Origin of the sequence: Pulveribacter sp. (genome assembly GCF_032079985.1) — a bacterium.
In the GTDB taxonomy this organism is placed as follows: domain Bacteria; phylum Pseudomonadota; class Gammaproteobacteria; order Burkholderiales; family Burkholderiaceae_C; genus Melaminivora.
Map to the genome: position 1 here is coordinate 642111 of NZ_DAMATK010000001.1, position 14437 is coordinate 656547.

Here is a 14437-nt window from a genome sequence, read left to right on the forward strand (position 1 = left end):
CCGCAAGAAGCGGCTTTTTCATGCCCGGCACTCCAGGTATTTTCTATAACGCATCCAGCGGACTCAAAATGCCGCGCCCGCCCTTGTTCAACACGTGCGTGTAAATCATGGTCGTGCTGACGTCGGCATGGCCCAGCAATTCCTGCACCGTGCGAATGTCATAACCTGCCTGAAGCAAATGCGTGGCAAACGAATGGCGCAGCACATGCGGTGAAACCGGTTTGTCGATCTGCGCCAGTTTCGACGCTTCACGCACTGCGCGCTGCACTGATTCGGGATACACATGGTGACGCCGCTCCAGCAGCTCGCCTGTGCGTGCATCCGGACGCGGGTCCATGGAGCGCACCGGCGACGGAAACACCCACTGCCAGGCCCAGGCTTTGTCGGCATTCGGATATTTCACGGCCAGCGCATGCGGCAGGTGTACGCGGCCCAACCCGGCGGCCAAGTCTTTCTGATGCAGTGCTTGTGCCTTGCGCAGTTGCGCCTGCAGCGGCTCGATCAGGTTTTCGGGCAGAACCGTTACCCGGTCCTTGCCGCCCTTTCCTTCGCGAATGGTGATTTCGCGCCGCGTGAATTCCACATCTTTCACGCGCAGGCGCAGTGCTTCCATCAATCGCATTCCGGTGCCATACAGCAGCCGCACGATGAGGCCCATGGTGCCGTTGTCCATGTGCTGCAGCAACACGCGTACTTCGCAGGGCGTGAGCATCACCGGCAGCCGTTGCGGCCGTTTCGCTTGCACCACCTCGTCCAGCCAGGGAAGATCGATCGCCAGTACCTGCTTGTAGAGATACAGGATCGCCGCCTTGGCCTGGTTCTGGGTGGATGCCGATACCTGTCGATCTACCGCAAGGTAGCTCAAAAATGCTTCCACGTCGGGCGCGCCCATCTCCTGTGGATGGCGCTTGTTGTGATACAAAATGAAACGTCGCGCCCAGTCCAGGTATGCCTGCTCGGTTCGGATGCTGTAGTGACGCGTACGCAGGTGGGTGCGCATACGGTCCAGGAGCTTAGGCGGCTGGATGGGTGAACCCGAAGCTTCGGACGATGTGGCAGTGTCGGCAACCATCCGCAAATTTTTAGGTTTGCCTAAATGGTTGGCAAGACCGTGTTTACGAGGAGGGCTGCGCATCGGGTCCGTTGTTATCGTTCACCAAAACGAACTTTGAGGTTCGTCTAATTCTAGTTAGCCTGCCTTTTATTCCCGCTCATTTCAGCCCATGAATATTCAAGCGTCATTTACCCTCATAAGAATTTATCCACTGGGTGTTTGGCGTTTGCTCGGGCTTCGCCTGCGTAGGGTGCGCCAGTTTCAAGCCTTTTTGCCCTCTAGCCCTTGTGCAGCAAGCGCTGGCAGCTCCGGTTTTTGTATTCCGTGGCCCGTGCGGTCACTTTCGTTTTTGCGCTTTGGGTCTAACCCGGCGCTCAAGCCGACCCGCATACTGCGGGCGGCTTATCTTGTCCGTTAGCCAGCACACCATGCTCATCCGCAACTTCAAACCAGCCGATGCTGATGAATTGAGGCAAGTTTTCTATTTGTCCGTCCATGATCTTGCGAGAAATTTCTACACGCCAGAACAACTAGATGTTTGGGCGCCAGAGAGCTATGACAAACAGTCGTGGCTGCAAAGGCTCTCTGCGAACAATCCTTTCGTGGCCACTATTGACGGTCAGATTGCTGGATTCGCCGACCTCCAGAGCACTGGTTACATTGATCAATTCTTCGTTGCAAGCTCATTTGCCAGGCGTGGTGTTGGGGCGACACTGATGCATCACATACTTGGCGCGGCATTGGATAGGCGCATAGATCATGTGTATTCGCACGTTAGCTTGGCCGCAGAGCAATTCTTCTCCAATCATGGCTTCAGTGTTACTGAGCGCAGAGTGGTTCGCGTCAAAGACATCGAGATGGCGAATGCCAGAATGGAAAGAAGTGCTGGCTAACAATTCATTCAAGCCGACGCCGCTTCGCGGCGCGGCTTAATTCAGACGTTAGGTCATGAAAGTAATTAACCAATTCCCAGAGTCAGGAGAGGAAGCGGGGTTAGCCAAGAAGCTCAAGAAGGCATGGATTTTCATTACCCTAACGTGCCTCGCTTCTTCCCTTATTTCTGGACTAATCACTCTTGCAATACCAGGCTGCCATTGCGATGAAGGCGCAGGTTGCAATGGGTGTGGGCTAAATTTTATTTTTGAATTTCTTATCTTTGGGGGATTCATTGGTTTCATATTTTCTCTAATTCTTTGGCCATTCGTTGCCATAATAATAGGATTAATAGCAATCTTCAAAAGCCGTTCCTAACATCTCGCTCAAGCCGACCCGCCTTCGGCGGGCGGCTTATCTTTTTCGTTAGACCCTTGGGGAGGGTTCAATAGATGGCAAAAAAGGAAACGACTTCCAAGGCGGCTGCCACTAAGGCATCTAAGACTCTATCGAGCGGTTCCGCTTCGAAAGCTGCCAAATCAGCAGCCGGTAGTGCACTTTCACAGCGCAAGGCGCCCGAGAAGCAAACGTCCTCGGCCGCCGGAAAGGCCGCATCTAAGACTTTGCGCGACCCGAAGGCGGGAAAGGCTGCTAAGTCGGCGGCCGGCTCTGCTCTCACACAAAGGCCGGCTGCGGCGGCACGAAAATCTGCGGCCAGAGTACGAAAGGGCGACGGAACGGATAGTGGCGGACCACGCGGGAGGGGGAAATGAAGCTAAAGGATGCACTGGACAACTACTACGTTTATAGCGGGAAAGCCAGTGATATTGTCCGGCAGCTCGCCCTCGGTGGCATAGCGATAATTTGGCTGTTTCAAGTTGCCGAAGGCAGTTCACGCACGCTTCCGTCGGAGCTATTCCTCCCGCTCAAGCTAATTGTGGCGGCCTTGGCGGCCGATCTACTTCAGTACGCTGTTGGGGGCGTTCTGTGGAGCATGTACCACCGCTACAAGGAAGGTCGCACAGGCGCGGATGGCTCGTTCAAAGCGCCATTCATTATCAACTGGCCCGCAATCGGCTTCTATTATGCCAAAGTCGTCCTAGTAATTGTGGCCTACTGGTACCTTTGGTGTTTTCTGTCACTTGCTATCCAGCCAAGGGGCTAACAATTCATTCAAGCCGACGCCGCTTCGCGGCGCGGCTTAATTCAGGCGTTAGTCCCATCACCCGCTTTATGCGCGCAGTCAATTGTTCCAGCGCTCGGCCCTGATCCAAAGGTTTTCAAGCCTTTTTGGCCTCCAGCGCCTGTGTAGCAAGCGCCACCAGCTATCATTCTTGCAGCGCAGCGCCGCTCTCGTGGCCCAGCGCTTTTTCGTGGGCTGCGCCCTGGTCCAAGTCCGGGCGCTTCCTTTTGGCCTTCGGGTCTAACCCGGCGTTCAAGCCGACCCGCCTGCGGCGGGCGGCTTACCTTGGCCGTTAGGCAGAACTATGAAGCTTGACCGTGCAAGGCAACTCGAAATGCTTCAAGCACTTGCTGATGTCTACCCTAGATACACAGTGGATCTGGGTAATGGGAAGCCCAACAAGGAAGATCTGGAAAATCTTTGGTACCTCAAAGAGCAGAACCTCATCGAGGGTGCGCTTGAGATGTCGATTGAACAATCATTCATCTTCCAGGGCGTCCGAATTACTGCCAAGGGAGTTGATTTCCTTGCAGACGATGGTGGAGTTTCAGCGATATTGGGAACGGTCACCGTGAAGCTTCACGCCGACACTATCAAAGAACTGATGCTTGCCAGGGTTGAGAATTCAAGCGTCTCCTCTGAAAAGAAGTCCTGGCTGAAGAAACAATTGGAGATTGCGTCAAGCGAGACAATAAAGAAAATTGTTGGCGCAGTACTTGACGAAGGATTCAAACATGCACCTGACCTCATCCGTTTGGTCGAGCAGGCTGCGCGAAGCGCCGCCTAACCTATCGCTCAAGCCGACCCGCCTACGGCGGACGGCTTATCTTGGCCGTTAGGCATACAAAAAATGGATAAGCAAAAAATTGGAAAAAAATTGGTGACCTTGGCTGCGGGAGGCACGGCTATTTGGCTCTGCCTCCAAATCATTCTCATCTTTGGTATTGAGAAAAAATCTATTTTTCAGATTTTTTCAGACATTCTTGGTGGCGGTGCGATTGGAGCCACGGCTGGAATACTGTTTTTCATATTTTTCGGCTCAATCGGGTGGGTTTCTGGCGCAATCTACGGTGCCATAGGTTTGTTTTCACTAGCGCTAGGTGGCGCGCTAGGCGGCCTAGGTCTTGGGTCTTTGATTCATATTGTCAGAAATCCAGGTCACTACAATTTCAATATTCCAGTAATCGTAGTTGGCATCGTGCTTACATTCCTTATATACAAATTCGTTACAGCGAAGGTAGGTAATCTATATGACAAGCACGGACCGGAAATCGCTAAATGGTGTATGGAAAAGATGGGAAAGTAAAATTGTCTAACATAGCGCTCAAGCGGACGGCTACGCCGGCGCTTAGCTCACCTCGTTAGACCTCATGAACGAATATTTTCATACAGACACAGCAGAGGATCTCGTCGCCACTCTAGAGTTGGCGTGTGAATTCCTTGCAAAGAGCTATAACGATGAGCGCTACTGGAAGTGGTTCATTACCTCTATCCACTCAGTAGCTCAAAGTGCCGCTTCTCTTGTGCTCGAAGACGGCAATGGCTTCTTGGTGCAGAAACCCGGCGTAATGCAACGCATGCTTGAAGCGCACGCAAACGGCACCGCCCCAGTTGCACCGCACATGGATAACTTCATGCGCCTGATCGAGAAAACTCTTGTTAAAGAGAACCTTCGAGGTAGCGTTGAACCTCTTCAAGATGGCGGCCATACCAAATCGCTTCAATCATTGGATGATCTTCGCGATGGGTTCGCTCACTTCAACGTCAAGTCATGGTCCATAGAAATACTTCTCATTTTGGAGAGCGCCGCTAAGGCCGTAAACTTTGTAGAGCACTACATTTGCACCACGTCGGCAATTCTGTGGCACGACGAGCAGCATCAAGGGCGAGCGGCAATTGCCATCGAATCACTCAAAACGGAACTAGAGAAACTATGCGTCGAAGCCCAAGCTTCCTAGTGTCGTGCGGCCTAACTGGTAGTTCAACAGGACGTCTACCAGCTTCGCTTGCAGCCGCCTGTTAACGCGGGCGTTAGGCGCCTTAACAGGCAGTATCTGGCTTCGGAGAACAGCAGATGAAATGGCTACTCGTCGTAATGGTGATGAACACGCCCCTCAAGACGGACCTCGTTTTCCAATCGCTCGATTCCTGCCTGTCTGCCGAAGGCCAGATGCGGGCACAGTGGGCTGCCGTATACAACCGAGCCGTTGCAGCCAAAATGGAGTCGGACTCGCTGCAAATGATCAAGTCGCAGATCACCCATGGCACCTGCATTCCATCCAAGTAGTTGCGGGCGGTGGCCTAACAATTCGTCCAAGCCGACGCCGCTTCGCGGCGCGGCTTAACTCAGGTGTTAGATTCCGAAAAATCAGACAACAATCCTCTCAAAATATCATGAAAAAATTTACACTCGCATTTTTGATGAGCTTGATGTTTTTCTATTCAAGCTCTGCACTTTCTCTTGATAAGAACGGAAATTTTGAATCCAAACAAGAGCAAGGTGTCTATCTAATTGCCACATTAAAGAACATGGCGAAAGAGATTAACGCACAAACACCAATACAACTCGATGAATACACCAAATTAACAAGCGTTATCGCACTTCAAAAAACCATAACATTCAACTACCTACTGTATCGCACGAATTACAAAGATGTCAATCCACAAGAACTAAATAAAATTGCTCTTGAAAATTTGAGTCACTCCGCCTGCCAAAGCAAAGCCACCAAAAATCTCATTGATGCAGGCGTTGAGTATGTATATATTTATTTCAGCAATGATGGAAAGCAAATAACCAGAGCTTCCATTAAGAATTATCGTTGCTAAATTAATATACCAAGTAGACTTATCTTCTAACATTTCATCGCAGCCGACCGCCTACGGCGTCGGCTGAATTCAGGGCGTTAGCCTGCTTTTTATTCTTGCTCATTTCAGCCCATGAATATTCAAACGCAATTTACCCTCGCAAGCGTTTATCCGCTGGGTGTTTGGCGTTCGCTCGGGCTTCGCCTGCGTGGGTTGCGCCAGTTTCAAGCCTTTTTGGCCTCTAGCCCTTGTGCAGCAAGCGCTAGCAGCTCTGCTTTTCGTAGTTCGTGGCCTGTGCGGTCACTTTCGTTTTTGCGCTTTGGGTCTAACCCGGCGCTCAAGCCGACCCGCATACTGCGGGCGGCTTATCTTGTTCGTTAGTCCCATCAACCGATTCATGCGCGCAGCCACTTATTCCAGCGTTATGTCCTGTTCAAAAGGTTTTCAAGCCTTTTTGGGCTCCAGGGCTTGTGCGGCAAGCGCTACCAGCTATCATTTTTGCAGCGCTGCGCCGCTCTCGTGGCCCAGCGCTTTTTCGTGGGCTGCGCCCTTGTCCAAGTCCGGGCGCTCCCTTTTGGCCTTCGGGTCTAACCCGGCGTTCAAGCCGACCCGCCTACGGCGGGCGGCTTACCTTGGCCGTTGGGCATCAGAAGAACCATGGAGGAAATCGTGAAGCCTTGGAATCTGTTGTTTGTCGGCTTGCTCTTTCACGCACCTGCATTCACGCAAACCATCTATAAGTGCGGAAGCACATTCAGCCAAACACCATGCGCCGCCGACGCCAAGAAGATTGAAGTCAAACCTGCCGTGGGTATCGATTGCTCTGACTACAAGAACACGCTCTCGGATGCTTGTCGAAGCAAGACGGCCCCCAATGCTGCCACCGAGGTCTCAGAGGCACGCGCGAAAGTACAAAAGCAGATCGACGCCTTGCCTCCAACGTTGCCGCCGCCTCCGGAAGTCGTCGACGCAAACAAGAAGCGCTGCGTTGCAAGGATCCTGGCAATGCTCAAGGATCCCGAGTCGGCGAGAGTGGGAGAAGTAAGTCGCGCGTCGGGTCCTGCACCAGACTACGAAAGCATCAGAGGTTGGTTCCCAAGCATTGCGTACACCGTGAGCGTCAATGCGAAGAACAGTTATGGAGGCTACACAGGGAGTAAGACCTGGCTGTGTTCTTTTGACCTTTCTGAAAAAGAACTTCTGCGGGCTCGCTCGTTTGAATAGTCGATTGCCACTGACGCCCAACCCTTCCATCGAGAGGACGTCGCCCGGCAAGCCGGGCGCCGCCTCTCATGTCAAACGTTGGGCATCACCATGACGATTCAGCAAATTCCCAATGTCCGAGTTTGGTTGCAGGGCCGGGACTACGTCGAATCTGCCGAAATCCTGCTGGACTACAACCGCGTCCAACCTGCCGCCGTTGTGGCCGGCTTGGCCATCGAGATATTCATTAAGTCATTCCTCGCTACCCGCCATGCAACGGGTCATGCCAGAACCGAGCGTGGCCATAGCGGGACCGCTATGTTCCAGAAGCTGCCCGCCACACTGCAAGATGAGTTGCTGGTTTGCTTCAGCGAAGTTGATACCGCAGTGGATTTCGTCGCTGAACTGACAAAGCATGACGGTGCCTTCGTCTTGGGACGATATTGGTACGAACCCACGGCATCTAAAGTGCTCAGCTCGGATACCGTTTATTTCGCGCGGCATCTCTGCGAAACAGTGTTCCTCTTGGGCCAGAAACGCAGTGCTTAGTTGCGAGCAGCGATGCCCAACCCGTCATTCCAGCGGACCGCCTACGGCAGCCGCTGAATTCAAACGTTAGTCCCATCACCCGCTTCATGCGCGCAGCCACTTGTTCTAACGCTCTGCCTTGTCCAAGGGGTTTTCAAGCCTTTTTGGCCTCCAGCGCTTTTGCAGCAAGCGCCACCAGCTATCATTCTTGCAGCGCTGCGCCGCTTTCGTGGCCCAGCGCTTTTTCATGGGCTGCGCCCTTGTCCAAGTCCGGGCGCTCCCTTTTGGCCTTCGGGTCTAACCCGGCGTTCAAGCCGACCCGCCTACGGCGGGCGGCTTACCTTGGGCGTTAGGCTCCGAAAGTAGGCCCATGCGCATCCTCAAAGCGGGGCTCATCTATTTCTTGCTGGTGTTCGGCACTGGTTTCGCGCTGGCGTTTATCCGGATTCCTTTCCTGGTCCCGGCCTTTGGCGTGCGAGCGGCCGAGCTCATGGAAACGCCCGTGATGCGCGCGGTCATTGTCTGGGCGTCTCGGCGTCTGGCGCATCGGAACTCCGAGCTCTCACGTTCCAGCCGGCTCGGTGCCGGCCTGCTGGCGTTTGTTTTTCTGGTCACGGCTGAGCTAGCTGTCGCCTACGCGCTTGGTGCTCGTTCGCCTGCCGCGTATGTCGCGTCTCGTGATCCGGTTTCCGGCAGCGTGTACCTGGCTTCGCTGCTCTTCTTCGCATGGGCTCCGGCCGTGTGGAACACGCGGCCGGGGTCCAACAATTCGCCCAAGACGACACCGCTTCGCGGAGCGGCTTGACACCAGCATTGGGTCCTATCGGCATGGTGGCGCCTTACACCGGCTGACCCCAGCGCCCTCGACCCGCCTGGGTGGATGGGGGGCTGCCTGCAGGCCCGGCGCCAACACGCAGGCAGGATCACAATCGGCGCGTTCCACCTTCCCCCTTCCATCTTCCGCAGGAGCCCCCGTCCATGTCCGTCCGTGCCCTGGCGCTGTGGTGCGCCGCCGTCTCGACCCTGCCGGCCCTGGCCCAGGCCCCGGCGTCCCAGCCTGCGGCCGGCCCCGCTCTGGCGGCCCAGGCGACGCAGCCTGCCCCGTCCCACTGCCCGGCGCTGCTGCAGCACACCTTTCCGCGCCTGCAGGACGAGAGCCCGCAGTCCCTGTGCCAATACGCCGGCAAGGTGCTGCTGGTGGTCAACACGGCCAGCTACTGCGGCTTCACCTACCAGTACGAGGGGCTGGAGGCGCTCTACAAGAAGTACAAGGACCGCGGCCTGGTGGTGCTGGGCTTTCCGTCCAACGACTTCTTCCAGGAAAAGAGCGACAACAAGGACATCGCGGACTTTTGCTACAACACTTATGGGGTGGTCTTCCCGATGTTCGCGCGCAGCGCGGTGCGTGGGTCTGACGCCAACCCCCTGTACCAGCAACTGGCGCAGGCCACGGGCAAAAAGCCGAGCTGGAACTTCAACAAGTACCTGATCGACCGCTCGGGCCGCATGGTCACGCACTACGGCAGCAAGGTCGAGCCCAACGACAAGGCCTTCGTGCAGCAGCTGGAGGCGCTGTTGGCGCAGCGCTGAGGCGCCTGACATGCGCCAAACGGGGGGCACACGCGTACCAACGCCCGCCGTTCCGAGGCAAGGCCCGCGTGCCGCCCGATCAGTGCGGACCGGCCTGGCAAGCGCCGCGGCCGCCGCCCAACGGTCACACCTTCAGCGAGCGCTCGATATCGGTCAGCTTGTAGCGCGCCAGGGCCAGGTTGCCCTTGTTGCGGTCCAGCACCAGGTATAGAAACAGGCCATCCGCATTCGGCACCATGCGGATCAGGTGGTACTGGTCGCCCAGGGTGATCAGGATGTCTTCCATGCCCCTCTTGATGCCCAGCGTCTCCATGGTCTTGAGCTTGGCGCGCACCACCTGGGTGTTGCCGGCGGCTGCCAGCTCCAGGTTCATGCCGCCGCCGGCCTGGGCCAGGCACATGCCGCTGCGGTAGTCCACCAGCGCGGCAGCGACGGCGCCGTCGATGGTCATGACGGTGTCCATGGAAGACTTCAGATTGGTGCTCATGCTCGTTGCGTCTCGGTTGTCGTTGATGAGGTAATGGCGGATCGTTGTCAGCTTGCCCAACTGCTCCATGAGCACGAACCACAGGGTCTGCGGGTCGCTGTTGGGCAGGCGGTAGGTCTGCCTATGGGCGCGCCCCGGCGTGGAGACGAAGCGGGAGATTTCGATGTCCTCCATCACCGCGTTGGGCAGCAGCAAGAACCACACGGCGGGCGCGCACTGAACGGTGGGGTGGGCCAGCACGGAGGGCAGCGTGGAAAAGCCGCCGGGGCCGACCAGCACGGCCAAGCCATCCACCGCGGCAGGCAGTTGCAGGCCGTGGCCCCGCGCGGGCCGGTACCAGCTGATCTCAGGCCCGCCTTGCACACCGCCTAGCGGCATGTGTTCCCAGGCGCCATGCGCGGCTGCGCCGGTTACGCCCAGTTGGGCCAGCGCGTAGGTGCCGATGCTGGAGGTCAGGTCCAGGGTGGCGACGTGAGGGATGTGCTTCAAAAATCGTTTCCTTTGCCGGTTGTTCGGCTCTCCCATCCGCAAGGCAGCGTTGTCGCCAATGACGTGCGTTCAGCAAGCGGCTGGCCTGGCAGCCACTAGTGCCGGCTTCGTGTGGCGTGCAGATGGGTATCAATCTGTTTCAAAGGGCGCCGCGAAATGTAGGGGGACGCAGCGATAACCAGCCCTGATCTGAGAAAAACCCGGACAGCGTCTTGGTGTTTTCCCTGTTTACTTTTCACTATTTGGGGTTTTCTGATAGATAAATTCAACCGAGCGGTCGAAGTGATGGTTATGACTAAAGAGCGTCTGTTGGGGGAGATGCATCGGCAACCGGCGAAACAAGGGCGAGCGCGCGCAGCCGCACGGGGCTGCGCGCGCAGGGGCGCTGCTGCGAACCGCCTGGCGCATCCAACCTTCTAGAATCGCTGCAGCGCCACAGCGCTCATGGGACCGGAGCGCCACGATCTGGCGCCTTCCAGTCCTTGTCCCGAAACGACCGCGCGACACAATCGCGCGCCAGGAGACCGCGGATGACCACGCACACAGCCCCGTTGCGGCTGCATGTGCCCGAGCCCACCGGGCGGCCGGGTTGCAGCACCGACTTTTCCTACCTCTCCGTCTCGCCTGCCGGCGAGGTGCGCAGGCCCCCCACCGATACCCCCGCCGCCGACACGGCCGACCTGGCGACCAGCCTGGTGCGGGTGCTGGACGACGGGGGCCGCGCCGTAGGCCCCTGGGCCCCAAGCATCCACCCCGAGCGGCTGCGCCGCGGCCTGCGCGCCATGATGAAGACGCGCATCTTCGACGCGCGCATGCTGATGGCGCAGCGCAAGAAAAAACTGTCGTTCTACATGCAGTGCCTGGGCGAGGAGGCCATCGCCGTGGCGCACGCGCAGGCACTGGCCGAGGGCGACATGTGCTTTCCCACCTATCGCCAGCAGGGCCTGCTGCTGTCGCGCGACGACATTCCGATGTCCGAGCTGATCTGCCAGCTGATGAGCAACGAGGGCGATCCGCTCAAGGGCCGGCAGCTGCCCGTCATGTACTCGTACAAGCGCGCGGGTTTTTTCTCCATCTCGGGCAACCTGGCCACGCAGGTCATCCAGGCCGTGGGCTGGGCCATGGCCAGCGCCATCAAGGGCGACACGAAGATCGCCTCCGCCTGGATCGGCGACGGCGCCACGGCCGAGGCCGACTTCCACACCGCGCTGACCTTCGCCCACGTGTACCGCGCGCCGGTCATCATCAACGTGGTCAACAACCAGTGGGCCATCTCCACCTTCCAGTCGATCGCCGGTGGCGAGGGCACGACGTTTGCCCAGCGCGGCGTGGGCGTGGGCGTGGCCTCGCTGCGCGTCGATGGCAACGACTTCCTGGCGGTGTACGCCGCCTCGCGCTGGGCGGCCGAGCGCGCCCGCACCAACAACGGCCCGACGCTGATCGAGTGGGAGACCTACCGCGCCGGCCCGCACTCCACCTCCGACGACCCGAGCAAGTACCGGCCGCAGGATGACTGGCAGCGCTTTCCGCTGGGCGACCCGATCGCGCGCCTGAAACAGCACCTGATCGCCATCGGCGAATGGAGCGATGAGCAGCACGCCGCCGCACAGAAAGAGCTCGAGGCCGAGGTGCTGGCCGCAGAGAAGGAGGCCGAGCGCCACGGCACCCTGCTGGAGGGCCGCGCCGCCAGCGCCGCCACCATCTTCGAGGGTGTGTACAAGGACATGCCGGAGCACCTGCGCCGGCAGCGCCAGCAGATGGGAGTGTGACGATGGCCACGACAGAAGACACCGCAAAGGCCATTCAGCAGGCCGAACCCGTGACCGCGCAGGAGCAAAAGCGCGACGAGCGCCGTGCCGAGGCGCAGGCGCCGGGCGCCGGCAGCGTGCCCATGACCATGATCCAGGCCCTGCGTTCGGCCATGGACGTGATGATGGAGCGCGACGACAACGTCATCGTCTACGGCCAGGACGTGGGCTACTTCGGCGGCGTGTTCCGCGTCACCGAAGGGCTGCAGGCCAAGTACGGCAAGACCCGCTGCTTCGACGCGCCCATCTCCGAGGGCGGCATCGTCGGCACGGCCATCGGCATGGCGGCCTATGGCCTCAAGCCCGTGGTCGAGATCCAGTTCGCCGACTACTTCTACCCGGCCACGGACCAGATCGTGTCCGAGGCGGCGCGCATGCGCCACCGCTCCAACGGCGACTTCACCGCGCCCATGACCATCCGCATGCCCTGCGGCGGCGGCATCTACGGCGGGCAGACGCACAGCCAGAGCCCGGAGGCGTTCTTCACCCACGTCTGCGGCCTGCGCACGGTCATGCCCAGCAACCCGTATGACGCCAAGGGCCTGCTGATCGCCTCCATCGAGTGCGAGGACCCGGTCATCTTCCTGGAGCCCAAGCGCCTGTACAACGGCCCGTTCGACGGCCACCACGACCGGCCGGTGGTGCCCTGGTCCAAGCATGAGCTGGGGCGGGTGCCCGAGGGCTACTACCGCGTGCCGCTGGACAGCGCCGCGGTCTTCCGCTCCGGCAAGGAGGTCACCGTGCTGACCTACGGCACCATGGTCTGGGTGGCCGAATGCGCCGCGCGCGAGGCCGGCGTGGACGCGGAGGTCATCGACCTGCGCTCCATCTGGCCGCTGGACCTGGAGACGATCGTCAATTCGGTCAAGAAGACCGGCCGCTGCGTCGTGGTGCACGAGGCCACGCGCACCAGCGGCTTCGGCGCCGAGCTGGCGGCGCTGGTGCAGGAGCACTGCTTCTGGCACCTGGAGGCGCCCATCGAGCGCGTGACGGGCTGGGACACGCCCTATCCGCACGCCCAGGAATGGGACTACTTCCCCGGCCCCGCCCGCGTGGGCGCGGCCTTGAAGCGCGCTGTCGGCAAGGAGGCATGACATGGGTATTTACGTGATCCGCATGCCCGACATCGGCGAGGGCATTGCCGAGGTGGAACTGGTGGCCTGGCACGTGCAGCCCGGCGACACGGTGGCCGAGGACCAGCCGATCGCCGACGTGATGACGGACAAGGCCACGGTGGAGATCCCCGCGCACGTGCACGGCAAGGTGCTGGCCCTGGGCGGCGCTGTGGGCCAGGTGCTGGCCGTGGGCGCCGAACTCGTGCGGCTGGAGGTCGAGGGCGAAGGGAACTTCAAGGAAAATCAGGCTCCAGCGCCCGCCGGTCAAGCGCAAGCAGCTATTGAATCGGTAGCAAAACCGCCGGCCGCGGCGGTGCCTGCACCGGCCGCACCGGCGCCGTCGCCCACCCCGTCCCCTGTGCCGACCCCTGCTCCGGCCCGCTCTGCCGCGCCACGCGCCGCGGCCGTGGCGCGCAGCCCGGGCGAGCGCCCGCTGGCCTCGCCGGCCGTGCGCCGACTGGCGCAGGACCGCGGCATCGACCTGCGTTTCGTGCACGGCAGCGGCCCGGCCGGGCAGATCCGCCACGAGGACTTGGACGTCTACATGGCCGGCGCAGGCCAGCCGGCGGGGCAGGGCGGCTCGCAGTACGTGCAGCGCCACGGCGAGGAGCAAATCCCCGTCATCGGCCTGCGCCGCAAGATCGCGCAGAAGATGCAGGAGGCCAAGCGCCGCATCCCGCATTTTTCTTACGTCGAGGAGATCGACGTGACCGAGCTGGAGCAGCTCCGCCAGCGGCTGAACCAGTTGCACGGCGCCACGCGCGGCAAGCTCACGCTGCTGCCCTTCCTGGCGCGCGCCATGGTGCTGGCGCTGCGCGACTTTCCGCAGATTAACGCCCGCTACGACGACGAGGCCGGCACCGTCACACGCTACGAGGCGGTGCACCTGGGCGTGGCCACGCAGACCGACGCCGGCCTGATGGTGCCGGTGCTGCGCCACGCCGAAAGCCTGGACCTGTGGAGCTGCGCCGCGGCCATCACCCGCGTGGCCGAGGGAGCGCGCACCGGCAAGGCGGCGCGCGAGGAGCTGTCGGGCTCGACCATCACGCTGACCAGCCTGGGGGCGCTGGGCGGCATCGCCAGCACGCCGGTCATCAACCACCCGGAGGTGGCCATCGTCGGCGTGAACCGCATGGTGCAGCGGCCGATGTTCGGCAGCGACGGCCAGGTGGTGGCGCGCCAGCTCATGAACCTGTCCTCGTCCTTCGACCACCGCGTGGTCGACGGCATGGACGCGGCGCGCTTCATCCAGGCCATGCGCGCGCTGCTGGAAACCCCGGCGCTGCTGTTCGTCGAATGAGG

The 14437-nt window shown here is 59.7% G+C and carries 20 protein-coding genes and 1 pseudogene; 19 read left to right on the forward strand and 2 right to left on the reverse strand.

All coding sequences use genetic code 11. The annotated features are described in order from the left end of the window. Positions 1-43 precede the first annotated feature (43 nt). Positions 44-1072: an integron integrase gene (locus RT282_RS02940; RefSeq protein ID WP_313312599.1), complete on the reverse strand. Its 1029-nt coding sequence runs from the start codon at positions 1070-1072 to the stop codon at positions 44-46. 151 nt (positions 1073-1223) lie between these two features. On the opposite strand from RT282_RS02940, the gene RT282_RS02945 reads away from it, so the two are divergent. The 16 genes and pseudogenes from RT282_RS02945 (at position 1224) to RT282_RS03015 (ending at position 9236) form a co-directional block, all read left to right on the forward strand. Beyond that, a complete protein-coding gene (locus RT282_RS02945; protein WP_313311668.1) occupies positions 1224-1472 on the forward strand; it encodes a DUF1010 domain-containing protein in 249 nt (82 codons plus the stop codon). A gap of 10 nt (positions 1473-1482) precedes the next feature. Further along, complete coding sequence (locus RT282_RS02950; protein ID WP_182665735.1) at positions 1483-1947, forward strand: GNAT family N-acetyltransferase; 465 nt, start codon at positions 1483-1485, stop codon at positions 1945-1947. A 353-nt stretch (positions 1948-2300) separates the two neighbouring features. Continuing rightward, positions 2301-2357, forward strand: a pseudogene (locus RT282_RS17250) (DUF1010 domain-containing protein); the annotation flags it as partial. Between the two features lie 339 nt (positions 2358-2696). Then, positions 2697-3092 (forward strand): hypothetical protein, encoded by a 396-nt coding sequence (locus RT282_RS02955; protein ID WP_313311669.1) that lies wholly within the window; start codon positions 2697-2699, stop codon positions 3090-3092. Between the two features lie 125 nt (positions 3093-3217). Next, positions 3218-3406 (forward strand): DUF1010 domain-containing protein, encoded by a 189-nt coding sequence (locus RT282_RS02960; RefSeq protein ID WP_409519436.1) that lies wholly within the window; start codon positions 3218-3220, stop codon positions 3404-3406. 8 nt (positions 3407-3414) lie between these two features. After that, a complete protein-coding gene (locus tag RT282_RS02965) occupies positions 3415-3897 on the forward strand; it encodes a hypothetical protein (protein ID WP_313311670.1) in 483 nt (160 codons plus the stop codon). A 63-nt stretch (positions 3898-3960) separates the two neighbouring features. Further along, a complete protein-coding gene (locus tag RT282_RS02970) occupies positions 3961-4416 on the forward strand; it encodes a hypothetical protein (RefSeq protein WP_313311672.1) in 456 nt (151 codons plus the stop codon). A gap of 64 nt (positions 4417-4480) precedes the next feature. Next, entirely contained in the window at positions 4481-5068 is a 588-nt protein-coding gene (locus tag RT282_RS02975) for a hypothetical protein (RefSeq protein ID WP_313311673.1), read from the forward strand. A 121-nt stretch (positions 5069-5189) separates the two neighbouring features. After that, on the forward strand, positions 5190-5936 hold the full coding sequence (gene gspS2 / locus RT282_RS02980) for a type II secretion system pilot lipoprotein GspS-beta (protein ID WP_313311674.1): 747 nt from the start codon (positions 5190-5192) through the stop codon (positions 5934-5936). A 111-nt stretch (positions 5937-6047) separates the two neighbouring features. Then, positions 6048-6296: a DUF1010 domain-containing protein gene (locus RT282_RS02985; protein WP_313311676.1), complete on the forward strand. Its 249-nt coding sequence runs from the start codon at positions 6048-6050 to the stop codon at positions 6294-6296. 43 nt (positions 6297-6339) lie between these two features. Further along, on the forward strand, positions 6340-6588 hold the full coding sequence (locus tag RT282_RS02990; protein WP_409519458.1) for a DUF1010 domain-containing protein: 249 nt from the start codon (positions 6340-6342) through the stop codon (positions 6586-6588). Beyond that, positions 6573-7139, forward strand: coding sequence for a hypothetical protein (locus RT282_RS02995; RefSeq protein WP_313311680.1), 567 nt, complete (start codon positions 6573-6575; stop codon positions 7137-7139). Before RT282_RS02990 ends, RT282_RS02995 begins: the two co-directional genes overlap by 16 nt. 90 nt (positions 7140-7229) lie before the next feature. Continuing rightward, positions 7230-7667, forward strand: a complete 438-nt coding sequence (locus RT282_RS03000; protein ID WP_313311682.1) for a hypothetical protein — start codon at positions 7230-7232, stop codon at positions 7665-7667. An 86-nt stretch (positions 7668-7753) separates the two neighbouring features. Continuing rightward, complete coding sequence (locus RT282_RS03005) at positions 7754-7999, forward strand: DUF1010 domain-containing protein (protein ID WP_313311683.1); 246 nt, start codon at positions 7754-7756, stop codon at positions 7997-7999. Positions 8000-8016: 17 nt separating this feature from the next. Continuing rightward, positions 8017-8451: a hypothetical protein gene (locus tag RT282_RS03010; RefSeq protein ID WP_313311684.1), complete on the forward strand. Its 435-nt coding sequence runs from the start codon at positions 8017-8019 to the stop codon at positions 8449-8451. 173 nt (positions 8452-8624) lie between these two features. Then, the gene (locus RT282_RS03015) at positions 8625-9236 is read left to right on the forward strand and encodes a glutathione peroxidase (protein WP_313311686.1); all 612 of its coding nucleotides are present in this window, start codon (positions 8625-8627) and stop codon (positions 9234-9236) included. Positions 9237-9360: 124 nt separating this feature from the next. Here the strand turns inward: RT282_RS03015 and RT282_RS03020 are convergent, their stop codons facing one another. Further along, complete coding sequence (locus tag RT282_RS03020; RefSeq protein ID WP_313312601.1) at positions 9361-9723, reverse strand: hypothetical protein; 363 nt, start codon at positions 9721-9723, stop codon at positions 9361-9363. 1019 nt (positions 9724-10742) lie between these two features. Here RT282_RS03020 and RT282_RS03025 point away from each other — a divergent pair. From RT282_RS03025 to RT282_RS03035, 3 genes are all read left to right on the forward strand, one after another. Next, positions 10743-11981 (forward strand): 3-methyl-2-oxobutanoate dehydrogenase (2-methylpropanoyl-transferring) subunit alpha, encoded by a 1239-nt coding sequence (locus tag RT282_RS03025; protein ID WP_313311687.1) that lies wholly within the window; start codon positions 10743-10745, stop codon positions 11979-11981. Positions 11982-12103: 122 nt separating this feature from the next. Beyond that, a complete protein-coding gene (locus RT282_RS03030; RefSeq protein ID WP_313312602.1) occupies positions 12104-13114 on the forward strand; it encodes an alpha-ketoacid dehydrogenase subunit beta in 1011 nt (336 codons plus the stop codon). Position 13115: 1 nt separating this feature from the next. Further along, a complete protein-coding gene (locus RT282_RS03035; RefSeq protein WP_313311688.1) occupies positions 13116-14435 on the forward strand; it encodes a dihydrolipoamide acetyltransferase family protein in 1320 nt (439 codons plus the stop codon). Positions 14436-14437 lie beyond the last annotated feature (2 nt).